The following is a 22,108-nucleotide window of genomic DNA, read 5'->3' on the forward strand; positions in this document are numbered from 1 at the left end:
AGTTCAAGTTACCCGCCCGCCGAGAACGAAGTTACCCAAGGTGCATCAAAGCCAAACCACAGAAGTATGCGACGAGAAAACCTAGTAAAAACAATGCCAGTCAGGCTTAACTGACTGGCATTAGCCCCTGGGCGCTCTTTTTTTATTCTGGTCGGTGGGTCAACCGCTGGTGGGGCCCGCCGGTTTGCCAAACAGCACGGCGAGCTTTTGCCGCCAGGGGAGGCCCCGGGCCTCTTGCAGCATGTCGCGCCACTCGTGGAAGGTGAGGGTGAGGGGGTTGAAGCTGTAGATGGGCTTGGTGATGCCGAAGCGGCACGGCTCGGCGGGGTCTTCCTCCACGAAGGTGCCGAACAGCCGATCCCAGATGATGAGCACCCCGGCGAAGTTGCGATCGATATATTTGGGGTTGCTGGCGTGGTGCACCCTGTGGTGGGAGGGAGTGTTGAAGATCCACTCCAGCCAACCGAGCTTGCCCACCACCTGGGTGTGGACGAAGAACTGAAAACCCAGGCTCAAGAGCACGGTGGCCACCACCGCCTCGGGGGGGAAGCCGATGAGGATCATGGGGATCCAGAACAGCCACATGCCGGAGACCGGGTACATCAGGCTCTGGCGAAAGGCGGTGGAGAGGTTGAGCCGCTCCGAGCTGTGGTGCACCACGTGGGAGGCCCAGAGCCAGCGCACATGGTGGCTTGCGAAGTGGAACAGCCAGTAGCAGAGATCCTGCAACAGAAAGAGCAGCAAGAGGCTCCAGAGGTTCAGTTCGATATCGAATAGTCGCCAGCCCCAGAGGGTGTCATAGAGATAGGCGATGGCAATGGCTGCCAGGGCATCGCCCCCCTGATGCATCAGTGCCAGGGTGGCATTGGCGAAGAGATCCTTCCACTGGTAGCCCGCTGTGGGATAGGCGGCGCCGTGTTTTCGCAGGTAGAACATCTCCCAGCCGATGAAGACCAGAAAGAGGGGCGAGAGGTAGAGCAGGAGCAGTTGCACATCCATGTGAGCCATCCGGTTGGACCAGTTGGATGTCAGCATACCGGATGAATTTAAAATTTCATTAACATCCTTGCTCGTTGGCGTGGTGACAACCCGATGGCAAAAGGCTGCGAAAAGGAATGCACCAGGGAGATGATCTGGGGGAGTGAAGAAGGCAAGCATAGAAGAGGGAGCCATGGGCTCCCTCTTCGTGTTGGTGCATCGCGGGTTATAGCACCTGGCTCAGGAACTGGCGCAGGCGCGGGGAGGGTGGATTGTCGAAGAAGTCGGCGGGTTTCTCGTCCACCAGCAGCTCGCCGCTCTCCATGAAGAGCACCCTGTCCGCCACTTCCCGGGCAAAGCCCATCTCGTGAGTCACCACCACCATGGTCATCCCTTCGCGGGCCAACCCCTTCATGACGTCCAGCACCTCTCCCACCATTTCGGGGTCGAGGGCGCTGGTGGGCTCGTCAAACAGCATGATGCGCGGCTGCATGGCGAGCGCCCGGGCGATGGCCACCCGCTGCTGCTGGCCGCCGGAGAGCTGGGAGGGGTAGCTCTGGGCCTTGTTGGAGAGACCGACCTTGAGCAGCAGGGCCTTGGCCCGCTCCTCAGCCTCCTGGCGAGAGAGCCCTCTCACCTTCTGGGGGGCCAGGGTGATGTTGTCCAGCACCGTCAGGTGAGGGAAGAGATTGAAGGACTGGAACACCATGCCCACCTCTTCCCGCAGCTTGTTGACATCCCCGGGTTCGGTGAGGCTGATGCCGTCGACCACGATATTGCCATCGTTGATGGTTTCCAGCTGGTTGAGGGTGCGCAGGAAGGTCGACTTGCCCGAGCCGCTCGGCCCCACGATCACCACCACTTCCCCTTCGGCCACCTGGGTGCTGACGTTTTTCAGGGCGTGCACCTCGGTGCCGTAGAACTTCTCTACACCGGTCGCCTTGATGATGGGATCAGTTGCAGCGCGCATAGTTCACCTCCAGACGACGCACCGGGAAGGGGCAGGGAGTGCCGGTGATGGCAGAACATTTCGACACCGATGGCGCCTTGATAACGGGATCAGTTGCTGCGCGCATATTTCACCTCCAGACGACGCACCAGAAAGGAGAGAGTGCCGGTCAGCACCAGATAGAGCAGAGCCACGGTGAACCACACCTCGAACGGGCTGAAGGTGGAGCTGACCACTTCGCGCCCCGCCTTGGTGAGATCCGTGATGGAGATGACGGAGACCAGAGAGGAGTCCTTGATGAGGTTGATGAACTGACCCGCGAGCGGTGGCAGCACCCGTTTGAAGGCCTGGGGCAGGATGACGTAGCGCATGGTCTGGGCCGAGGTCATGCCAAGGCTTCTGCCCGCTTCCATCTGCCCCTTGTGAATGGAGCTGATGCCGGCGCGCACGATTTCCGCCACGTAGGCGCCGGTGAAGACCGCGAGCGCCGCCACACCAGCGGTGAATCGGTCGAGGTTCAGCACGGTGCCGATAAAGAAATAGACGATGAAGATCTGCACCAGCAACGGGGTGCCACGGATGAGCTCCACATAGGTCACGGCCAGGTTGCGCAGGGCCGGATTGGGGGAGAGGCGGGCGAGCCCGGCCAGGGTGCCAAGCAGGATGGCGAAGATGCCTGCCACCAGGGAGAGCTTGACCGTGACCCAGACGCCCCAGGCGATGGGGCCAGCGGTCCAGCTCAGTTGCACATCCAGGGTATCGCCGAGGAAGACGGTATCCCCTTCAGCCAGCTGGGAGCCCTTGGGAGCGATGGCCTGACGGCGGCTGGGGTCGAGATCGTCTTGCAGGAAGAGCTGTCCCTTGTCCGCGACCACGGTGCCGTCAAACTCGGCATAGTGTTTCTGTTCTGCCTGATAGGCGATGTACTGGGGAATGCGTTCCCATCGCCAGGTGTAATCCACTGCCTGCACGGCCTTGTAGATGCCGAAAATGGCGGCCAGCACCAGCAGCAGGAAGATCCCGTGCCAGAGCAGCTGATTGGGCTGTTTTTCCATCTGTCTTGTGAGTTTGGGGTTGATCACTGTCACAACCTCTTTTGTCGTTATCGTGTGGGGAGTCTGCGTGAAGGGGCGGCATGCCGCCCCTTTGAGAGGTTATTTGAGCTGGTTCAGCCAGGCGGTGGATTCAAACCACTTCTTGTAGAGACGGTCGTAGCTGCCGTCGCCCTTGATCTGGCGCAGGTAGTTGTTGAACCAGTTGAGGGTGTCCTGATCCCCCTTGCGGATGGCCCAGGCCAGCGGTTCGAAGGTGAACGGCTTGTCGAGGTGCACCACGGCGCCCTGGTTCTGGGACGCGAAGATGGCGTTGTAGGGCAGGTCGTAGACGAAGGCATCCACCTTGCCGTTGATCACTTCCAGCTTGGCGTCATCCTGGGTTTCAAACTGCAGCAGGGTGGCCTTGGGGATCATGCGCTTGACCGCTTGCTCGCCGGTGGTGCCGAGTTTGACCGCGATCTTGTATTTGGGATCGTTGAGGTCCTGGAAAGATTTGATTTCGCCCGCCTTGTCCTTGCGAAGCACGATGGTCTGGCCGACGACGATGTAGGGATCGGCAAAGTTCACGCGCAGGTTGCGCTGGGGAGTGACGGTCATGCCGCCCATGATGACGTCGAACTTGTCGGTCAAGAGCGCGGGGATGATGCCGTCCCAGGCGGTGTTGACGAACTCCACCTTCACGCCCATCTCCTTGGCGACCATCTTGGCGAGATCCACGTCAAAGCCGATGTACTGGCCCTGCTTGTTGGTCATCTCGAAGGGTTGATAGCCGGCATCGAAGCCGACCCGCAGCACACCGCGCTCCAGTACGGCATCCAGGGTGGAAGTGGGCGCGGCGTTGGCCAGCCCGCACAGCAGCAGGGTAGAAAGAATGAGTTTTTTGATCATAAATGACGTCTCTGTCGTAAATGTGGTCGGCCTTGAACCTGCTCCCGTGCGACTCCATGGCACAAGAGACTGCTGCATCCGGCAGCAGGCAAGACAGGATTATTGTCTTGGTCGGGGCAAAAGCCCCATATGAGATTCTATGAATGGTTCGTTGGATGAAAAATGTACCAAAACCTGTTTGTGCCAGAAGACTCAATAAGTTATGGAGACTTTTATCCCTCGTGGTGACTCATAAAACCACATGAAAACAACATATCTATCTAATGGCGCCGGTTCAAGTGCAAAATATCCGGCTGCCGTCTCGGTGGAAAATCCGGGCACAGACAGGGCGTTGTCCGGCACGCTTCACGGGGAATGAGGCGTGCGAGCCGGTCAAATATTTTTGCCCGGCCCATAGGCTCCCTCTGTGTCTTGTCATGGGCTTCCCATATACTCAGCCATCCCCATTGGAAGGTTCGGGAATGGACGCCTCAATTCTGCTCAATCTGGACGTATTTACCCTGATGTTGATGGCCCTCGGGGGCTACAGCCTGGGATTCATCACCCTCTCCATCATCTGGTGGACCCACAGGGAAATACCCGGTCTCGGGCTCTGGTGGTGGTCCAGCCTCTGTGCCCTGGCGGCGCAATCGCTCTTCTTCATGCAGGCATTTTCCCCCCATATCGCGGGGATCTGGCTGGCCAACCTGCTCATCACCTTCTGCCTCGCCCTGATGCCACTCGCCATCCAGCGCTTCTTCGGGGAGCCGCCAAACTGGCGGGCATTCACCCTCTTCATGCTGGTCTATCTGCTGATCCTCTGCTGGAGCGTCATCTTCAACGACAAGATGGCCCCCCGGGTGCTGCTGGCCTGCCTGAGCTACATGATGGTGGGGGCGGTGATTGTCTGGCTCATCTGGCGCCATGGCTACCCTGACTATCTGCCTGCGGTGCTGGTGTTCACCGTGGTCAACATCCTGCTCTACGGTTTCAATCTGGTGCGCATGGGGGCCCTGCTCGGCGGCGAGGTGCGGGTCCTGATGGATCAGCATGCGGTCAATGTGCTCCCCTTCCTCTCCATGCTGATGGGCAACTATCTGTCGACCTTCGGGGTGCTTCTGCTCTGTACCCAGTACCGGGCCCTGGCCCTGCGTCGACAGGCCAGCCAGGATTCCCTGACCGGCCTCCTGAACCGGCGCGGCTTCATGGACCACTGCGTGACGATGGCAAGGCAGGGGGCGCTGGTGGTGCTGGATCTCGACGACTTCAAGCAGATCAACGATCGCCACGGTCACGAGACCGGGGACAGGGTGCTGGAGGCGGTGGGTCGCTATCTTGCCGGCCAGCGGGATCTGGTGGCCAGCCGCTTCGGCGGGGAAGAGTTTGTGCTGCTGTTGCCCGAGTGGGCCCCCCTGGCCCAGCAGGCGCGCTGCGAGCAGATCCGCCAGGGGATAGAAACGCTGGGGCTGAAGGGGGTCCGGGTGACGGCCAGCCTGGGGTGGGTGCCCAGCGCCCGTGAATGGCACTTTGACACCCTGTTCAGCCAGGCCGATCGCGCTCTCTATCAGGCCAAGCGGGAGGGCAAGAACCGGATCTGTCAGGGGGCCTGATCCCCCGTCAGATCATGCCCGGCCGGTGGCCGTCGGCTCCGACCGGACAAAGGCATACCGAGTCAGCCACCTGGTCGCATCAGACCTGAATGGCAGCCTGGCAGCCTGTCAGCGGTGCAACTCCCCCGCGCGTTCCGGCTGATAGACCACTTCCAGGATCTCCACCTGGATGGTGCGACCGGCCGGCCCCGGCCAGGCGATGCTGTCACCCACCTTGAGCCCCAGCAGGGCGCTGCCCACTGGCGCCAGCACGGAGATCTTCGATTCGTCCCCCTGCACATCCTTCGGATAGACCAGCGTCAGGCAGAAGTCGTTGCCGCTGTTTTGCATCTTGAAGCGCACCGTGCTGTTCATGGTCACCACGTCCGGCGGCATGTCGGCGGGTTCGCGGATCTCGGCGCGATCCAGCTCCTCTTGCAGGGCAAGGTGCTGGGGGTGGTTGCCAAGCAGCTGTTCGATGCGATCCAGATCCAGGCTGGAGATGACGAGATGAGGCTGTTTCATAGGGTATTTCCTTATCAATGACTGAAGGGACCAGGATGACGGGCAGACTGGTCGACAAAAAACGGTGCAAGGGTAAAAAGCAGACAGCAAAAGCGATGCCCCCGAGCGACTCGCGCAGCGGGGCGAGGGCGGGGGCTCAGCGGGGTGTGAGCGTACTGGAAAAAATCATGATTGCTTTCATGGAGATACCATAACCATTCTGGGGTGGTTTGGCAATTGGGCTGACTTTCTCATCAGGGAGCCTGGTAATCGTACTGGTGCAGGATGCGCGCGAGACTGCCATCTTCCCTCATTTCCTGAATGACCCGGCGCCAGCGCAGCGCCTCGCTGCGGGAGAAGCGGGGACTGGCGGCCAGGTAGAGGGTGCTCTGCTGCAAGGTCTCGCCCCGCACCAGATCCGGTAGCGGCAGACCCGCCCGCTGCTGGTTGTAACGGGCGGTGTTCCAGGCCACCGCCCAGGCCTGGATGCGGCCGCGCGCCAGCTTGCTGGCGTTGCTGACCTCCTCGGTGACCAGCTCCCGGGTCACCCCTGTCAGCGGCTGGATCAGGCTCTGGCTATGGGAGCCACGCATCACGCCAACGGTGAGGCCTGGCAGTGTCTTCATGGAGAGCGGCGCTGGATGGTGACGGCGATGGCTGACCAGCACGAAGGCCTCCTCCAGCAGGGGGGCAATCCAGAGAAACAGTGGTTCGCGGTGGGGATTTCGGGCCGGGGGCAACAACAGGACATCCGGGCGGTGGCTGGCCTGGCTGAGGGCGCGAGCCAGCGGCATCAACTCGATCTCGAGCGGTTCCCCGAGGCGGCGGGCAGCCTCCTCCAGCACCTCGATGGCCATGCCGCTCGGCGCACCCTGCTGGGCGCGGATCACATAGGGGGGAATGTCTGCGGCCACGACGACCACGGCACGGGCCGAAAAGGCGCAGACGATCAGAGGGGAGAGCAGCAGAAGCAGAGTAACAAGGCGCATGGATGTTCGGATCCGGGATGAGTACAGAGAGTGTAACATCCCGTTACGCCATGTCAGCCAGGCGATTGCCGCCTGGGGGGATCAGTCGAAGAAATCCCGCAGATCCAGGGTCTGGTACCGTGCCAGTTGCTGCCAGGGGAGGGTCTTTGGCAGCGGCTTGAGCGTCACCTCCATCCGGTAGCTGCGATAACCGTCGAGGCTTGCCGACTCCACCACCAGGGGCAACTGCCAGCGGCTCGACCAGAGGATGCGGGTACGCTGGCGACCTTCACGGGTCTCATACCAGTTCGCCTGGTCGGGGGCGGCCTCATCCAGCGGTGTCATTCCCTCTAACAGGGCAGGGTTGATGAGGTGGCGGATCCGCGCCCACTCCGGCTTGAAGGCCACCTGGCCGTACTCCTCCTGCGGTACCTCCACCAGCTGGTTGTGCCAGGCATCGGCGTAGCGCAACTGGAGTGCGTCTCCCTCGCTGCGGGTGACCCAGCGTGCCGCCATCTGGTGAGTGAAGTGTTTGTGGCCGGGGCGGGCATCATGGGTGGCGTGATAGGCACGGGCCAGGGGAACGGGAATGAGCCGCTGGCTCCACACCTGGTCACCGACCCGCAGCCACTTCTCCTGCCACTGGCTCTCCCGGGTGATGCCGTCGCTGCCGGTCACCCTGTCCACGTAGCGGATGCGGGCGGCCAGATCGGGCACCTCGTCGGCCAGGAGGGGGAAGGAGAGGGCGCTGCCCAGCAGCCATAAAGAAAGCAGATATTTCATCATCGTCTCTCGCTCGACGGAAAAGGTGCCCGGCGCGGTGCCGGGCACCTTTATCACAGGCCGAGGGCCTCCCTGAGCTTGCCGAACACCCGGGTGTTGTCGAGGGTGCCCTTGAACTGGCTGCTGCCTGCGCCGCCCGCGAACAGCATCACATCGCCGCCGCCGTGAGTCTCGGAGCCGAGCTTGACTCCGGTTTCCTGCAGGTAGTCATCCGCCATCACCTCATCGCTGGTAAGGGTGGGGCGCTGGTCCTGGCGGTTGGGGCCGTTGCCGAATACCAGAGTAGTGAACGGCTTGCCGTCCGCGTCGTTCTGGGTCGAGCCATCGGCGTTCTTGACCAGATCCAGCACCTTGTTGCCCTTGGCGGAATAGCCGTTGATGGTCATGGTGTGATCGTGGTCGGCGGTGACCACGATCAGGGTATCGCTCAAATCCACTTTGCCGAGGGCCGTCTTGACCGCCTCGTCCAGCGCCACCGCATCGGTCAGCGATCGCTTGGCGTTGGTGGCATGCAGGGCGTGGTCGATACGCCCCCCCTCCACCATCAGGAAGTAGCCCTGGCTGTTCTGGCTGAGCAGATCGATCGCCTTGGCGGTCATCTCGGAGAGGGACGGCTGGGTACTGGCCGCCCCCTTGGCGACGCGGTCCAGTTCGTAGTCGAGGTGGGACTTGGTGCTGAACAGCCCCAGCACCTTGCCCGAGTTGACGGCAGAGAGCTCATCCTTGGTGGTGACATAGCGGTAGCCCCGGGCGGTCAGCTCGGCGGTGAGATCCCGGCCGTCGGCCCGGCCGCCCTTGTTGCTGGCACTGTAGGGCGTCCAGTGGTTGGCGCCGCCCCCCATCAGCACATCGACCCCATCCCCCAGCGCCTGGTTGAAGCCGGCTCCGCCTGGTACCGCCTGCTCGGCGATGGCGTAGGCCGCATCCCGGTGGCAGATATGGGAATAGGTCGCCGCCGGGGTGGCATGGGTGAGCTCAGTGGTCGTGACGGCCCCCACCGACTTGCCCGCCGCCTTGGCCAGCTCGAGAAGGGTGGGCACCGGGCTCCCGTTGTCGCTGGTGCAGTTGTTGATGCCCTTGTTGCCGTTGGCATCCTTGGACGGTGCCACTGCCCTGGTGTCGCTGCTCATGGCGATCACCTCGTTGTTCATCTTGACGCCGGTGGTGTAGGCCGCCATGGAGGGGGCGGAGTCCGTGGTCTGGGCATCGTGGGAGAAGGTCTTGATGCGCGCGCTCTGGGGCAGTTTCATCATCTCGAGATCCCCCTCTTCCCCCACCTTGAACAGGCGGGTGGCGGTGAGCACGGTGGGGCCCATGCCGTCTCCGATAAAGAGGATGACGTTCTTGGCATCGGCGGCGTGCGCCTGGGAGAGGCCGCCAAGCGTGCCGAGCAGGGCGGTGCAGACCAGCGTCTTTTTCATGGTGATGTTCATCCTGATAATCCCTTACAGCTTGGCCGCAGCCTTGATCTTGCCGAACACGGCGGTGTTGTCGAGAGAGCCGTGGAAGCGCTCCGCCCCCTGGCCGATGGCGCCGAGGAAAACATCGGTACCGCCGTGGGTCTCGTTGCCTATCTCGCCCACCTTGACCACCACCTCCTGGTGATAGTCGTCGGCGGAGGCGGTGGCGTCGTCGAGGGCCGCCACGCTGCTGCGCGGGCCGTCCACCCGGTTGTAGCCGTTGCCAAAGCCGATGATGGTGTAGGGCATGCCATCGCTATCCTTGCTCGGCTCGCCGGTCTCGTAGTTCTTCACCAGCCCGAGCACGCCCGCATTGCCTGCCGTGGTCTTGCCGGTGCGCTTGGCATAACCATTCAGGACTAGCGTGTGGTCATGGTCGGCGGTGACCACGATCAGGGTGTTTTTCAGCTCGGGATCGGTTTTCTTCACTTCATTGATGGCGGCCTGGATGGCGTTGTCGAAGGCGAGGGTATCCTGCAGGGCACGCTTGGCGTTGGTGTCGTGCAGGGCGTGATCGATGCGCCCCCCTTCCACCATCAGGAAGTAGCCCTTCTCTTTGCCCTTGAGCTGCTTGATGGCAGCCAGGGTCATCTGGGCCAGTGACGGCTCGCTGGCGGGTCGGTCCAAGTCATATTTCATGTGGCTTGAGCCAAACAGGCCCAGCAGCGGCTTGCTCGCATCGGCCTGGTTCAGCTCGTCCAGGGTGGCGGCAAACTGATAGCCCTTCGCCTTCATCTCGTCGATGAGGTTGCGACCGTCCTCCCGCTTGCCCTTGTCGGCGCTGGGCAGGAAGAAGCCGCTGCCGCCCCCGAGCACCACATCCAGCCCCTCCTTCAGGGCGCTGTTGTAACCGCTGCCTCCCGGCACCATCTGGACGGCGATATCAGCCTCCAGATCCCGGTTGCAGATATGGGCATAGGTGGCGGCCGGGGTGGCGTGGGTGACCCGGGTGGTGGTGACCACGCCGGTGCCACGGCCATCGGCCTTGGCCAGCTCCAGCAGGGTGGTCACCGCTTTGCCGCCGCTCTGGCTGCAATCGCTCTCCTGGGTGGCGTCGCTGTCCATGCTGATGACGCCGTTGTTGCTCTTGACCCCGGTCATGTAGGCCGCCATGGAGGGGGCCGAGTCGGTCACCTGAGCATCGTGGGAGAAGGTCTTGATGAAGGCCGTTTCCGGCAGGGTGTCGATGGTGAGGCTGCCCTCTTCGCCGACGCCATAGATCCGGGAGGCGGTGAGGGTGTTGAGACCCATGCCGTCGCCGAGGAAGAAGATCACGTTCTTGGCGCTGGGTTCCGGGGTGTTGCTGTCGTTGTTGGAGTTGCAGCCGGCGGCCAGGGCGGCGCCTATCATCACTGCAAGTCCTGCCATCTTTCTCATTGGGGTTCGCTCCTTGTGAAACCTGAGCGCAGCCTAGAGGGGGCAGATGACACTTTTAGTGAAGAGAGATGACAATGCGGTGAAAGCGCCTTGTAAATGTTATCTTATATCAATGGGTTATGTTGATTGTGTTCTGCCACTCACCTCCCGGTGGCGTGGCGGGCATCCGGCCACCCGGGTGACAACACCCGGCCAGAATAGCCTGTCAAATCGGGGCCGCAGCAGGTAAAATGCGCCCCCTTGCGATGAGTGCCAGCGGTCTGGCGCATCACCACGCACCCGCAACCCCGAGCGCCCGCAGCCCCGAGAGGGGACCGCATGCCAATGAGAGAGTAACGGATATGTCCATCAACTGGTTCCCCGGCCACATGCACAAGGCCCGCAAAGAGATTGCAGAGGTCATGCCCCAGGTCGATGTCATCATCGAGATGCTCGACGCCCGCATCCCCTTCTCCAGCGAGAACCCCCTGGTGCCGGAGCTGCGCGGGGAGACGCCGGTGATCAAGGTGCTCAACAAGGCAGACCTTGCCGACCCCGAGATCACCGAGCTGTGGGTGGCCCACATGGAGCAGGAGAAGGGGATCAAGGCACTGCCCCTGACCCAGCAGGAGCCTACGATGATCAAGCAACTGCTGACCCTGTGCCACGAGATGCTGCCGGAGCGCAACTTCGAGCTGCGCGGGGTGCGCGCCATGATCATGGGCATCCCCAACGTGGGCAAGTCCACCCTGATCAACACCCTGGCGGGGCGGATCATCGCCAAGACCGGCAACGAGGCGGGGGTGACCAAGTCCCAGCAGCGGATCAAGCTCGACAACCACGTCATCCTGACGGACACCCCTGGCTTCCTGTGGCCCAAGCTCAACCCGCCCTCCTGCGGTTATCGACTGGCGATCACGGCGGCCATCAAGGATACCGTCTTCGATTACGCCGACATCGCCATGTTTGCCGCCGACTACTTCATCAAGGCCTATCCGGAGCGCATCAAGGCACGCTACCAGCTGAGCGAGCTGCCGGAGACCGAGATCGAGCTGCTGGATCTCATTGCCCGTCAGCGCGGCTTCATGCGCAAGGGGGGGCTTGCGGATCTGCACAAGGCCTCGGAAATCCTGGTCAATGAATTCCGGTCCGGCATGCTGGGGCGGATCTCCCTGGAGACGCCAGAGATGGTGAGCGTCGAGATAGTGGAAGCCCAGGCCGAGGCTGAGCAGAAAGCCAGGGAGAAGGCGGAGCGGGAAGAGGAGCGCCAGGCCCGGGCTCGTCGCAAGTACGCCAAGAAGCGCCAGCGCTGACCGGCGTTGTGCACGATAGGTTGTGCTTGATAACAAGAAGAGGCGGCCCTGGGTCGCCTCTTCTGGTCATGGCGCTCTGGCGTGAGGGAGGCACAGGGTCGATATTCAACCGCCCGCTTCTCCTTTCCATGACCAAGGTGTCGGCCAATCAAGGGGATGAGGCTCCCGTCAGGGGAGGGCCTTGCCGCGTTGCCATCACGGTGGGCAGAAAAACCTTGCGACCCGGCCTCAGTGCCGATTGACAAAGGCACAGGCGGTGGCATGATGCGCTCGCATTTTGCCTCTCCCCACGGTTCTATCCATGACCACATACTCCCGCCCTGTGCTGCTCCTGCTCTGTGGCCTGCTGTTGCTGACCCTGGCCATCGCGGTATTGAATACCCTGGTTCCGCTCTGGCTCGCCCATGAGCATCTGCCCACCTGGCAGGTCGGCATGGTCGGCTCCTCCTATTTCACCGGCAACCTGCTGGGAACCCTGCTGGCGGGCAGACTCATCGCCCGCTGCGGCTTCAATCGCAGTTACTACCTGGCCAGTGCGCTCTTTGCCGCAGGCTGCGTCGGGCTCGGCATTACCCTGGCGTTCTGGAGCTGGCTCGCCTGGCGATTCATCGCCGGGGTCGGCTGCGCCATGATCTGGGTGGTGGTGGAGAGCGCGCTGATGTGCAGCGGCAACGCCCGCAATCGGGGTCGCCTGCTGGCTGCCTACATGATGGTCTATTACGTGGGCACTGTGCTTGGGCAACTGCTGGTGAGCAAGGTGCCGACGTCGCTGATGGCGGTGCTGCCCTGGCTGACCGCCCTGGTGTTGGCGGCCATGCTGCCGCTCTTGTTCACCCGCATCGCCAGTCCGTCAGGGAACCACCAGGCCAGGACTCCGGTCTGGCCGATGCTGCGCATGCGTCAGGCGCGTCTGGGGGTGAACGGCTGCATCCTCTCCGGCATCGTGCTGGGGGTGCTTTATGGTCTGATGCCGCTCTATCTGAACCACCAGGGGGTGAGCGACGGGGCCATCGGCTACTGGATGGCGGTGATGGTGAGCGCAGGCATCCTGGGGCAATGGCCGGTGGGGCGTCTGGCTGATCGTTTCGGGCGCCTGCCGGTGCTGCGGGTACAGGTGCTGGTGGTGATCCTGGGGGCCATGGCGATGCTCGGCAACGCGGCCATGGGACCGACGCTGTTCATTCTGGGGGCCGCGGGCTTCACGCTCTACCCGGTGGCCATGGCCTGGGCCTGCGAGAAGGTGGAGCAGCATCAACTGGTGGCCATGAACCAGGCGCTGCTGCTGAGCTACACCATCGGCAGCCTGCTCGGGCCCACCCTGACGGCGCTCCTGATGCAGCACTACTCGGATCATTTGCTGTTCATGGTGATTGCCGGGGTCTCCCTGGTCTATCTGCTGATGCTGCTGCGCAAGATGGGCGAGCACCCGACGCCAATGGCCCATGCCTGAGGGCAGACGGCGTCATCATCCCTGTGCACTGATATAGAAGAGGCGACCCAAGGGTCGCCTCTTTTTCGTCATGGGCCGGGTGGTGCCGCTCAACCAAACCGGTGCCTTGCTACTTCAAAGAGCGAGAGGTGCAGCGGGATCAACTGCTGCCAGTCTCGCCGGTAACCCCCTCCCGGTACGGCGGTGATGGGCAGCCCGTGGCGAAGCGCAGAGTCAAAGACCATGGCATCGCGCTGGCGCACGCCGGAGTCGCTCAGGGAGAGGTAGCCCAGCTCGTCGTCCCGGTGCACATCCACCCCGGCCTGATAGAGGATGAAGTCGGGGGCGTAGAGGCGATGAGCCAGGGCGAGGGCCTGGTCCAGGGTCTCGAGATAGGCGTCGTCCTCCATGCCGCTTGGCAGGGGAAAGTCCAGATGGGAGGCCGGCTTGTGGCGGGGGAAGTTGTGTTCCCCGTGCAGGGAGAGGGTGATGATGTCACGGCTGCCCGTGCACAGGGCGGCGCTGCCATCTCCCTGATGGACATCGAGATCCACGATCAGTACCCGCTCGCAGAGTCCCTCGTCCAGGCAGGTTCGCGCCGCGATCACCAGATCGTTGAAGAGGCAGAAGCCGCTGCCAAACCCCCGGTGGGCGTGGTGGTAGCCGCCGGAGATCTGCAGTCCGCAGCCCTGCGCAAGGGCGTGGCGGCTGGCGGCCAGGGTGGCGCCGACCGAGTGCAGGGTACGTTCAATCAGCAGGGGAGACCAGGGAAAGCCGAGCCGGCGAATGGCCCCTTCATCGAGGGTGCCGGCGAGGGCGGCCTGTACATAGGCCGCATCGTGCACCTTCTCTATCTGCTCACGGCTGGCAGGGGTGGCCTGTGCCAGCGGATAGTCGAGGGCGACGAGGCGTTCAAACAGCGCCTGGTACTTGGCCAGGGGGAAGCGGTGACGCTCGGGCAGTGTCAGGGCGGAGTAGTGGGGGTGATAGAAGATGCGCAGTGACATGAAGCATCGGCCATGAACGGGTATGAAAAAGGGGAGCCAGGCTCCCCTCGATGCAGGCGTGCGATGCGCCTTACTGCTGCTGGATCACCCAGATCTGGAAGGCTTTGCGGGTCTCCGCATCGGCCTTGTTGTACCAGCTCTGCAGCTGGGTCAGGGCTTCCGGGTTGCTCATGGCCTTGCTCGGGGCCACTTCGGCCGGTGCGCTGGCGGCGGCCATCACGGCGGCGCTGGAGATGGCGACGGTCTTGGGCTGGTTGAAGGCCTTGCCCATCTTCAGCAGCTCCTGCTGATAGTCGCGGGTCAGCTGGAAGCCACCCACGGTCGGCATGACGAACTGCTCGCTCTCCACTACCTGACCGCTGACCTTGTCTCTGAGAACGACGTTTTGATCCTTGATAAAGAGTCTGGCTTCCTCTTCCTTACGGGGCTTCTTGAAGTCGAGGAAGAGTTGCTGGTTGTCGGCGGCGGTGAAGTTGATCACCAGGGGCTCGGCGGTGACCAGCTTGATCTCGCTGCGGCTGGAGTAGTTGCCCTCGAAGGCGACCACGACCTGGTGTTTGCCGGGCTCCAGGGAGAAGGTGCTGGTCTTGTCGAGCAGCTTGGGATTGATGGACTCACCATCGAGCAACTGCATCACGTAGGGATTCTGTATTTCCAGTTGGCTAGCGGCCAGGGCGCTACCTGCCCACAACAGACCAGCCAGGGCCGGTACCAGAACAGTCAGTTTCATTTCATCTCCTTGAACAGTCAGGCAATTGCCCACTGAAAAATAGGAGGTCATTTTTACAGGTTTGCCCCACAGCGGCAATAGCCGTTTATGGCGCCTTCCGGTGTGCGGGGTGTGGATCCCGCTGCCCCGAGTCCTGCGGGCAGCGTGCTCTTCTATCTTCCTGCCCCCTCCTGACATGAGGGTCAGGGGAGCGCATGGCGGGCGTCAGCCGTGTCACTCGATGCGTCGGGTGAAGGGGGGGAGGGCGTCCAGCAGCCCCTTGCCGTAGCGCTTGGTCAGCAGGCGCCGGTCCAGGATGGTGACCCGCCCCCGATCCGCCTCTTTTCGGATGAGGCGGCCACAGGCCTGGATGAGCTTGCGCGACGCTTCCGGCACCGTCAGTTGCAGGAAGGGGTTGCCGCCGCGCTGCTCTATCCACTCGGCGGTCGCCTCTTCCACGGGGGAGTTGGGCACCGCGAAGGGGAGCTTGGTGATCACCAGGTTGGTGAGGTAGTGGCCGGGCAGATCCAGCCCTTCCGAGAAGCTGCCGGTGCCAAAGAGGATGCTGGCCTGGCCGCCGTCGCACTTCTGTTTGTGCAGGAGGAGCAGGGCGCTGCGGGACGCTTCCCCCTGTACCAGGAGCGACATCCCCTTGGCCCGCAGCCCCACCGCCACCTCGTTCATCTGGCGATAGGAGGAGAAGAGCACCAGGCTGGCCTCCTTGCCTGCCAGCAGGCGGGGCAGGGTATCGATCAACTCCTGGGTGAAGGCGGGGGCACTGGGTTCATGGGCCATCTTGGGCAGATAGAGTTCGGCCTTGTGGTAGTCGAAGGGGGAGCGCAGCCGCAGATAGCGGGTGCCGTCATGCTCCTTGAGCCCCACCTGGTGGCGAAAATAACTGAAGGAGGAGAGGGCGGTGAGGGTCGCCGACACCAGCACGGCCCCGAGACAGCGGGACCAGAGCCACTCCTCCAGCAGATACCCCACCTCGATGGGGGAGGCGTGCAGCCAGATGTCCCCGTCCTCGCTTCTGGCCATCCAGCGGGCGAGGGGGGTCTTGCCGGTGGGAACATGGCGGCTCAGCATCTCCCAGAGGGCGCAGAAGCTCTCGAGCCGTTGCAAGTGAAAACCGCTCTCCGCCAGCAGAGGCTCGGCCTCCTTGCGACGGATGTCGCCATCCTTGAGCGCCTCGCCGATGGCCCCCTGCATTCTGTCCAGCGCCCTCAGTGCCTTCTTGCTCGCCTCCTTGAGGTTTTCCGCCAGCATGGGCAGGGGATCCGGCAGCACCCCATCGGCGAATCTGTGGTGGGGCTCGCCGCCAAAGAGGTGATCATTGCTGGCGAGCCACTGCTCGAGGGCCTTGAGATCCGGCTGGAGAGAGGCCAGGGCATCCTGCAGTTTGAGCTGGGGGTCGAGCAGGCTCTCCTTGTTCAGCGTCCTGGCCAGCTTGCCCGCGCTTTGCACCAGCTTTTCCAGCCAGCGGCGGGATCCCTTGATGCTGGCGCTGGCGGCGCCGTGATCCCGGGCGATGGTGGGCAGGTGATGGGCTTCGTCCAGCACATAGATGCACTCGTCCGGCGGCGGCAATATGATGCCGCCCCCCATGGTGAGGTCGGAGAGCAGCAGGGCGTGGTTGACCACCAGCACGTCTGCTGCGTCCATGTCGTTGCGGGCCCGATGGAAGGGGCAGTGCTGATGGTGGCTCAGGGCCTTGTTGCAGGTGTGGCGGTCGGCTGCGATGCGATCCCAGCAAGGGTCTGGAATGGGTTTGGGCCAGTTGTCCCGATCCCCGTCCCACTTGCCTTCGGTGTAGGCCTGCCACAGCCCCTGGTAGCACGCCTTGTCAGCATCCGATGGCTTGTGTTTGCTCAATGCGCCGAAGTCGAGTTCGAAATTGGCCATCTCGCTGCTGTTTGCCGCCTGCTCCAGCAGGTGCTCGCAGCAGTAGCGCTGGCGCCCCTTGACCAGCATGAAACGAAACGGCAGCTCGCTGTGACGGTGATAAAAGGGGAGATCCTTGTGGATGAGCTGCTCCTGCAGGGCCACGGTGGCGGTGGAGATCACCAGCTTCTTCTGGGTCAGCCGTGCCACTGGGATGGCCCCCTGGGCATAGGAGAGGGACTTGCCGATGCCGGTGCCTGCCTCGGCCACCAGGATGCGGCGACTCCTGTCATATTCTCCCGTCAGGGTCTTGGCGATTTCGGCAACCAGGAAATTCTGCTCCTTGCGCGGCACAAAACCGGGTAAACCATCGGCAATCTGGCGATAGGTATTGCGGATGGTGGCTTTGAGGCGAGTCGATAGCATAAAGAAGGTGTGGCCGTGTCGGTGTGGATGGCAACAGGATACCCGCAACAGGCGGCCCGGGTCGAGGCAGGGGAGAAGCAGTCGGGTCAGCCCCGGCTTTGCACATATGTTATGAGGGAACAGGGGGTTGCAATAAACCACCAAAAAAGAGGGATTCAGGCAGAGAGTATCGCTGTAAACGTTTTCCCTGATGGGGCAAACATTGTGAGATTCAGCTCACAAATTTTTCCCTGTGACTATGGTTTTCATAAAAAGTTCCAAGTTTTTTCATTGCGGATTCGAAAACCCGGTGATAGTCTCGGCGGCATAGTGATGCAAAGAACATCGCTAACACAGGGAATAACAAGGACTTAGTGTTTAATTACAGTAGGCATTGGAAACTATGAAAAAGACAATTCTGGCTATTGCTATCCCGGCTCTGTTCGCATCCGCAGCCAACGCTGCTGTCGTTTACGACAAAGACGGCACCTCTTTTGATATCTACGGCCGTGTTCAGGCTAACTACTACGGTGACAGTGATAACCCCAATCCTCTCACTCAAGCTGATACACAGGGTGATGCAGAGCTGATCGGTACCTCCCGTCTGGGTTGGTCCGGTAAAGTTGCGCTGAACAACACCTGGTCCGCTATCGCCAAGACCGAGTGGCAAGTAGCTGCCGAAAACTCTGACGACTCCAAATTTAAGTCTCGTCATATCTATGCTGGTTTTGATGGCACCCAGTACGGCAAGATCATCTTCGGCCAGACCGACACCGCGTTCTACGACGTGCTGGAAGCAACCGATATCTTCAACGAGTGGGGCAGCTACGGTAACTTCTACGACGGTCGTCAAGAAGGCCAGATCATCTACTCCAACAGCTTCGGTGGCTTCAAGGGCAAACTGTCCTACCAGACCAATGACAATGAAGCCGTCAAAGTGGCTGATGTTGGTGGTAACTCCTTCACTACCGAATTCCCTGGCATCAAGCGCAACTACGGTTACGCAGCTGCCGCCGGTTACGACTTTGACTTCGGTCTGGGCCTGAACGCCGGTTATGCTTACTCCGACCTCGAGAGCACCACCAATACCAACACTGGTGAGAAGTCCGAGTGGGCTCTGGGCGCACACTACGCCATCAACGGCTTCTACTTCGCTGGTGTTTACACCGAAGGCGATCTGAAGAACGACACCACTGGCTACAAGGGTGAAGGTCGTGGCTACGAGCTGGCTGCTTCCTATAACGTTGATGCCTGGACCTTCCTGGCTGGTTACAACTTCAAGGAAGGCAAGGACAACACTGCTGGTTCTTCCTACGAAGACATGGTTGACGAAACCCTGCTGGGCGTACAGTACGCTTTCACTTCCAAGCTGAAAGCCTACACCGAGTACAAAATCCAGGGTATCGACAAGATGGACGACGAGTTCACTGTTGCCCTGCAATACAACTTCTAATCTAGCCTCTGCGCTGATTTAGTTGATGAACGGCCAAGCTTGCTTGGCCGTTCTGTTTTTTGGCCCCTTCACTACTTTTCGTCCTCTGGCCCTGCGCCATATCACGTTGTCTTCCTTGCCCCCTTGGTTCTCCTCTGGTAAATCGCTAGATTATTCAATTTGTTGAAGCAGATTGGCCGACAGGGAAGGATGCCTTTGATCGATTTCACCCACCCCGAGTGGCGCACGCTGGCACAGCAGTTGCTGAGCGGCGGCCCCCAGGCTGTTCGCGGTCGTCAATGGCAGCCGCTCATCGGCATGCTTCGGGACAACCAGTTGCTGCTGGCCCTTGGCAATCACCACTATGAGCTCACCCCTGCCGGGCACCGCTATCTGACCCGGGAGCTGATGCTGGCGAAGATGGCCAGTGCCCCGCCGGAACCCGAGGAGTGGCTACAATCCCACGGCTGGCAACTGGGGGAGAGGGTCAACGAGCGGGTGCTGGCGGCCCTGTATCGCAAGGGGGAGGGTCATTTCAGCCCCATCGAGCAGATCGACTTCGAAGACAAGGGGATCCGGCTTTGCACTGATCTGCCCCTTCGTCTGCGGGCCGCACGGCCGTTCAGCCTGTTTCTCAGCGGCGGCACCCTGCTGGATGCCGCCCCCTGGCTCCAGACCCTGGGGGAGGTGGCGCTGCCAGCCCGCACCCTGGCGCAGCTTGGCAAGATCCTCTGGGGAGAGGGGGAGATACAGCGGGTGATCACAACCGATGCCGTCGGCGCTTTCGCCGAGTTGCCACTGCCCGCCGACGCCCTGCTGGTCTGGTATCCCGCCGAGGATCCCGGCACGCTGGAGCCCCTGATCGCTGCCTTGCCGCCCCAGACCCTCTGGAGCCACCTCACCGCCCTGGATCCGGCCGGGGTCGACAGAGTACTGGCATTGGCCCAGCGGTTGGGGAGACCGGCGAGCTGGTGGTTGCCCCGGGATCTGGTGCCCATCAAGGCGGCTTACGGGGCTCCCCTGGGGGATGGTCGGCCCTGGGAGCCGAGCCGTATCCCCCGTGCGCTGCTGGCGCAGTGCAATGATCTGGTGGAGTCGAATCGGGGTCTGTCGGTCGAGGTGTGTGCCCTGGCACCGGATTGGCACGGGATTGGTTGAGGCGGCGCCGAGAAAGCGGTTTTCCCCTATGGAAGGCAGTGGTATAAAGAGCTGACGAAGCGCTCCCTGGACGGGCGCTTTTGTTTGCCAACCTACTTTGCCAGCCAACGAACTCAACGGACTACAGGGAATACCATGTTTGAAAAGGTTGTTGCCGCCCCAGCGGATCCGATCCTGGGCCTGACCGAAGCCTTCCGTGCCGACACTCGCAGCCACAAGATCAATCTGGGGGTCGGTATTTACAAGGATGAGACCGGTGCCACTCCTATCCTTCACTGCGTCAAGCAAGCCGAGCAGAAGCTCTTGACCGACGAGAAGACCAAGAACTACCTCGGTATCGAAGGCAATATCGAATACGGCCGCATCGTGCAGCAACTGCTGTTCGGCCGTGATGCCGCCCTAGTGACCAGCGGCCGCGCCAAGACGGCGCAGGCGCCGGGCGGTACCGGTGCCCTGCGTATCGCCGCCGAGTTCGTGGTACGCAACAATCTCGCCAAGACCATCTGGATCTCCGATCCCACCTGGGCGAACCACGTCAGCGTGTTCCAGGCGGCCGGTTTGACCGTCAAGTGGTACAAGTACTACGACGCCGCCACCAAGGGACTCGACTTTGCCGCCATGCAGGCCTCGCTGTCTGACGCGCAGGCGGGGGATCTGGTGCTGCTGCACGGCTGCTGCCACAACCCGACCGGTATCGACCCCACTGCCGAACAGTGGCGCGCACTGGCCAGGCAGAGTGCTGCCGCCGGCTGGTTGCCGCTGTTTGACTTTGCCTATCAAGGCTTCGCCCGGGGCATCGAAGAGGATGCCGAAGGCCTTCGCATCTTCGCCGAGTGCCACGACGAGCTGCTGGTGGCGAGCTCCTTCTCCAAGAACTTCGGCCTCTACAACGAGCGGGTCGGCGCCTTCACCCTGGTCTGCGCGACCAAGGCGGTGGCCGACGTCGCCTTCACCCAGGTGAAGACCGTCATTCGTGCCAACTACTCCAACCCGCCGTCACACGGCGCTGCCGTTGTCACCACCGTGGTGAGCGACCCGGCCCTCTATGCGGAGTGGGTGGAAGAAGTGGCCGCCATGCGGGTGCGCATTCGCGAGATGCGCGAGCTGCTGGTGGAGAAGCTGGCCGAGCGGGGGGTGAACCAGGATTTCAGCTTCATCCGCGAACAGAACGGCATGTTCTCCTTCTCCGGTCTCTCCAAGGATCAGGTGGAGCGCCTCAAGAGCGAATTCGCCATCTATATCGTCGGCTCCGGCCGGATCAGCGTGGCCGGTATCACCCGCGCCAACATTGATCCCCTCTGCGATGCCATCGCCAAGGTGTTGTAAGAGAGACGCATCTGCGCCCAGCGCCTTGCTTCAGCCATAAAAAGCCCGCCGTATCGGCGCAATGCTGATCAGTTAAGGATCCATTGACCGATCCTTCTGCTGTAGGACAATCCGGAACCAATCACTGGTTCCGGATTTTTTATGTCTATTGCAAACGATCTGAACGATGTTGTTGAGGCATCTGGCGACATGCTGGCTCGGCTGGCCATTTTTGCCGACCATATTCCCGACGAATGGATTACTGCCGCTGCCGCCTTGTCTGAAAAGGCCACTATCCGCCGACGCCGCTTACCTTCTGATATGGTCTTGTGGCTCGTCGTGGGGATGGCCTTTTTCCGCAATGAGCCTATCTCCGAGGTCGCTCGGCGCCTCAACATCTGTGCAGAAGGGTTGGCCAATGATGCCTTGCTCGCGGACAGTGCCCTGTCTCAGGCTCGTCAGCGACTCGGCAAACAGCCGCTCGAGTGGCTGTTCAAACAGTGCGCCGATGTGTGGGGGCGGGAACGTTATCCTGAAGACCATTGGCACGGTTTACAGGTCTTTGCCATCGATGGGGCCCTGTTCCGAACCCAGGATATGCCTGAACTCAGAGCACATTTCGGCTCGGGTAACACCTCAACCAACCGGCAGACACCCTACCCGATGCTGCGGTTGGTCACGCTCATGAATGTCCGCTCGCATGTCATTGCCAACGCGGCCATCAGCCCGTACCGCAAAGGGGAAATCCCCCTGGCCAGCGAGTTCATTCACTCATTGCCGGACAAGTCAGTGACCCTGCTGGATAAAGGCTTCTTCGGTGCCGACCTGTTGCTGCGTATTCAGGCCGAAGACACCGACCGTCACTGGCTCATCCCGGAACGCAAGGGGCTGGTATACACGGAACTTGAGCGCTATGGCGACGGTGACCGTCTGTTGCAAATGACGGTCTCGCCTCAGGCT

General features: G+C 61.7%; 19 protein-coding genes and 1 pseudogene. 7 read left to right on the top strand and 13 right to left on the bottom strand.

The window, feature by feature from the left end; all coding sequences use genetic code 11:
- Nucleotides 1-159: 159 nt before the first annotated feature.
- The 5 genes from HKD46_RS19355 to HKD46_RS19370 all read right to left on the bottom strand — a co-directional run bounded on the left by HKD46_RS19355 (nt 160) and on the right by HKD46_RS19370 (nt 3,870).
- Complete coding sequence (locus HKD46_RS19355; protein ID WP_171865828.1) at nt 160-999, bottom strand: sterol desaturase family protein; 840 nt, start codon at nt 997-999, stop codon at nt 160-162.
- Nucleotides 1,000-1,204: 205 nt separating this feature from the next.
- Nucleotides 1,205-1,948, bottom strand: a complete 744-nt coding sequence (locus tag HKD46_RS19360) for an amino acid ABC transporter ATP-binding protein (RefSeq protein ID WP_010675257.1) — start codon at nt 1,946-1,948, stop codon at nt 1,205-1,207.
- Nucleotides 1,932-2,054 carry a hypothetical protein gene (locus HKD46_RS21525; protein WP_258555843.1) on the bottom strand — a complete coding sequence of 41 codons (123 nt, stop codon included), beginning with the start codon at nt 2,052-2,054 and terminating at the stop codon, nt 1,932-1,934. The genes HKD46_RS19360 and HKD46_RS21525 overlap by 17 nt, the downstream gene beginning before the upstream one ends.
- Nucleotides 2,038-2,982 (bottom strand): amino acid ABC transporter permease, encoded by a 945-nt coding sequence (locus HKD46_RS19365; RefSeq protein WP_041201654.1) that lies wholly within the window; start codon nt 2,980-2,982, stop codon nt 2,038-2,040. Before HKD46_RS19365 ends, HKD46_RS21525 begins: the two co-directional genes overlap by 17 nt.
- A 99-nt stretch (nt 2,983-3,081) precedes the next feature.
- Complete coding sequence (locus HKD46_RS19370; RefSeq protein ID WP_010675255.1) at nt 3,082-3,870, bottom strand: transporter substrate-binding domain-containing protein; 789 nt, start codon at nt 3,868-3,870, stop codon at nt 3,082-3,084.
- 461 nt (nt 3,871-4,331) lie between these two features.
- Here HKD46_RS19370 and HKD46_RS19375 point away from each other — a divergent pair, with 461 nt between their 5' ends.
- Nucleotides 4,332-5,459 (top strand): GGDEF domain-containing protein, encoded by a 1,128-nt coding sequence (locus HKD46_RS19375; protein ID WP_171865822.1) that lies wholly within the window; start codon nt 4,332-4,334, stop codon nt 5,457-5,459.
- A 108-nt stretch (nt 5,460-5,567) separates the two neighbouring features.
- Here HKD46_RS19375 and rnk read toward each other — a convergent pair whose 3' ends face one another.
- The 5 genes from rnk to HKD46_RS19400 form a co-directional block, all read right to left on the bottom strand.
- The gene (gene rnk, locus HKD46_RS19380) at nt 5,568-5,963 is read right to left on the bottom strand and encodes a nucleoside diphosphate kinase regulator (protein WP_010675253.1); all 396 of its coding nucleotides are present in this window, start codon (nt 5,961-5,963) and stop codon (nt 5,568-5,570) included.
- Nucleotides 5,964-6,196: 233 nt separating this feature from the next.
- Nucleotides 6,197-6,931: an ABC transporter substrate-binding protein gene (locus HKD46_RS19385; RefSeq protein WP_171865823.1), complete on the bottom strand. Its 735-nt coding sequence runs from the start codon at nt 6,929-6,931 to the stop codon at nt 6,197-6,199.
- Between the two features lie 81 nt (nt 6,932-7,012).
- Entirely contained in the window at nt 7,013-7,696 is a 684-nt protein-coding gene (locus HKD46_RS19390) for a hypothetical protein (RefSeq protein WP_045524237.1), read from the bottom strand.
- A 50-nt stretch (nt 7,697-7,746) separates the two neighbouring features.
- Nucleotides 7,747-9,114 (bottom strand): alkaline phosphatase, encoded by a 1,368-nt coding sequence (locus HKD46_RS19395; protein WP_171865824.1) that lies wholly within the window; start codon nt 9,112-9,114, stop codon nt 7,747-7,749.
- Between the two features lie 24 nt (nt 9,115-9,138).
- Entirely contained in the window at nt 9,139-10,530 is a 1,392-nt protein-coding gene (locus HKD46_RS19400) for an alkaline phosphatase (RefSeq protein ID WP_029314748.1), read from the bottom strand.
- A gap of 341 nt (nt 10,531-10,871) precedes the next feature.
- Here HKD46_RS19400 and ylqF point away from each other — a divergent pair, with 341 nt between their 5' ends.
- Nucleotides 10,872-11,822 (top strand): ribosome biogenesis GTPase YlqF, encoded by a 951-nt coding sequence (ylqF, locus tag HKD46_RS19405; RefSeq protein ID WP_041214888.1) that lies wholly within the window; start codon nt 10,872-10,874, stop codon nt 11,820-11,822.
- A 301-nt stretch (nt 11,823-12,123) separates the two neighbouring features.
- Entirely contained in the window at nt 12,124-13,272 is a 1,149-nt protein-coding gene (locus tag HKD46_RS19410) for an MFS transporter (RefSeq protein WP_111896756.1), read from the top strand.
- A gap of 89 nt (nt 13,273-13,361) precedes the next feature.
- On the opposite strand, the gene HKD46_RS19415 is transcribed toward HKD46_RS19410, so the two are convergent.
- From HKD46_RS19415 to dinG, 3 genes are all read right to left on the bottom strand, one after another.
- Nucleotides 13,362-14,258: a histone deacetylase gene (locus HKD46_RS19415; RefSeq protein ID WP_171865825.1), complete on the bottom strand. Its 897-nt coding sequence runs from the start codon at nt 14,256-14,258 to the stop codon at nt 13,362-13,364.
- A 70-nt stretch (nt 14,259-14,328) separates the two neighbouring features.
- Complete coding sequence (locus HKD46_RS19420; RefSeq protein WP_171865826.1) at nt 14,329-14,988, bottom strand: DUF2057 domain-containing protein; 660 nt, start codon at nt 14,986-14,988, stop codon at nt 14,329-14,331.
- Nucleotides 14,989-15,201: 213 nt separating this feature from the next.
- The gene (gene dinG, locus HKD46_RS19425) at nt 15,202-17,274 is read right to left on the bottom strand and encodes an ATP-dependent DNA helicase DinG (RefSeq protein WP_171865827.1); all 2,073 of its coding nucleotides are present in this window, start codon (nt 17,272-17,274) and stop codon (nt 15,202-15,204) included.
- A gap of 382 nt (nt 17,275-17,656) precedes the next feature.
- On the opposite strand from dinG, the gene omp38 reads away from it, so the two are divergent.
- The 4 genes and pseudogenes from omp38 to HKD46_RS19445 form a co-directional block, all read left to right on the top strand.
- Complete coding sequence (omp38, locus tag HKD46_RS19430) at nt 17,657-18,706, top strand: porin Omp38 (RefSeq protein ID WP_043153864.1); 1,050 nt, start codon at nt 17,657-17,659, stop codon at nt 18,704-18,706.
- A 195-nt stretch (nt 18,707-18,901) separates the two neighbouring features.
- Nucleotides 18,902-19,843, top strand: coding sequence for a hypothetical protein (locus HKD46_RS19435; RefSeq protein WP_049636850.1), 942 nt, complete (start codon nt 18,902-18,904; stop codon nt 19,841-19,843).
- Nucleotides 19,844-19,978: 135 nt separating this feature from the next.
- Complete coding sequence (locus HKD46_RS19440; RefSeq protein ID WP_049636851.1) at nt 19,979-21,169, top strand: amino acid aminotransferase; 1,191 nt, start codon at nt 19,979-19,981, stop codon at nt 21,167-21,169.
- A 141-nt stretch (nt 21,170-21,310) separates the two neighbouring features.
- Nucleotides 21,311-22,108, top strand: a pseudogene (locus tag HKD46_RS19445) (IS4-like element ISAeme15 family transposase); the annotation flags it as partial.

This window comes from Aeromonas sp. TW 6 (assembly GCF_013168745.1).
Classification (GTDB): domain Bacteria; phylum Pseudomonadota; class Gammaproteobacteria; order Enterobacterales; family Aeromonadaceae; genus Aeromonas; species Aeromonas caviae.

What these genes read in the sequence shown, in the direction of transcription:
- HKD46_RS19370 (WP_010675255.1), bottom strand. Translation starts at nt 3,870, where the DNA reads ATGATCAAAAAACTCATTCTTTCTACCCTGCTGCTGTGCGGGCTGGCC.
- HKD46_RS19385 (WP_171865823.1), bottom strand. Translation starts at nt 6,931, where the DNA reads ATGCGCCTTGTTACTCTGCTTCTGCTGCTCTCCCCTCTGATCGTCTGC.
- HKD46_RS19360 (WP_010675257.1), bottom strand. Translation starts at nt 1,948, where the DNA reads ATGCGCGCTGCAACTGATCCCATCATCAAGGCGACCGGTGTAGAGAAG.
- HKD46_RS19390 (WP_045524237.1), bottom strand. Translation starts at nt 7,696, where the DNA reads ATGATGAAATATCTGCTTTCTTTATGGCTGCTGGGCAGCGCCCTCTCC.
- HKD46_RS19355 (WP_171865828.1), bottom strand. Translation starts at nt 999, where the DNA reads ATGGATGTGCAACTGCTCCTGCTCTACCTCTCGCCCCTCTTTCTGGTC.
- HKD46_RS19395 (WP_171865824.1), bottom strand. Translation starts at nt 9,114, where the DNA reads ATGAAAAAGACGCTGGTCTGCACCGCCCTGCTCGGCACGCTTGGCGGC.
- HKD46_RS19420 (WP_171865826.1), bottom strand. Translation starts at nt 14,988, where the DNA reads ATGAAACTGACTGTTCTGGTACCGGCCCTGGCTGGTCTGTTGTGGGCA.
- HKD46_RS19365 (WP_041201654.1), bottom strand. Translation starts at nt 2,982, where the DNA reads ATGGAAAAACAGCCCAATCAGCTGCTCTGGCACGGGATCTTCCTGCTG.
- ylqF (WP_041214888.1), top strand. Translation starts at nt 10,872, where the DNA reads ATGTCCATCAACTGGTTCCCCGGCCACATGCACAAGGCCCGCAAAGAG.
- omp38 (WP_043153864.1), top strand. Translation starts at nt 17,657, where the DNA reads ATGAAAAAGACAATTCTGGCTATTGCTATCCCGGCTCTGTTCGCATCC.
- HKD46_RS19440 (WP_049636851.1), top strand. Translation starts at nt 19,979, where the DNA reads ATGTTTGAAAAGGTTGTTGCCGCCCCAGCGGATCCGATCCTGGGCCTG.
- HKD46_RS21525 (WP_258555843.1), bottom strand. Translation starts at nt 2,054, where the DNA reads ATGCGCGCAGCAACTGATCCCGTTATCAAGGCGCCATCGGTGTCGAAA.
- HKD46_RS19400 (WP_029314748.1), bottom strand. Translation starts at nt 10,530, where the DNA reads ATGAGAAAGATGGCAGGACTTGCAGTGATGATAGGCGCCGCCCTGGCC.
- HKD46_RS19415 (WP_171865825.1), bottom strand. Translation starts at nt 14,258, where the DNA reads ATGTCACTGCGCATCTTCTATCACCCCCACTACTCCGCCCTGACACTG.
- rnk (WP_010675253.1), bottom strand. Translation starts at nt 5,963, where the DNA reads ATGAAACAGCCTCATCTCGTCATCTCCAGCCTGGATCTGGATCGCATC.
- HKD46_RS19410 (WP_111896756.1), top strand. Translation starts at nt 12,124, where the DNA reads ATGACCACATACTCCCGCCCTGTGCTGCTCCTGCTCTGTGGCCTGCTG.
- HKD46_RS19375 (WP_171865822.1), top strand. Translation starts at nt 4,332, where the DNA reads ATGGACGCCTCAATTCTGCTCAATCTGGACGTATTTACCCTGATGTTG.
- dinG (WP_171865827.1), bottom strand. Translation starts at nt 17,274, where the DNA reads ATGCTATCGACTCGCCTCAAAGCCACCATCCGCAATACCTATCGCCAG.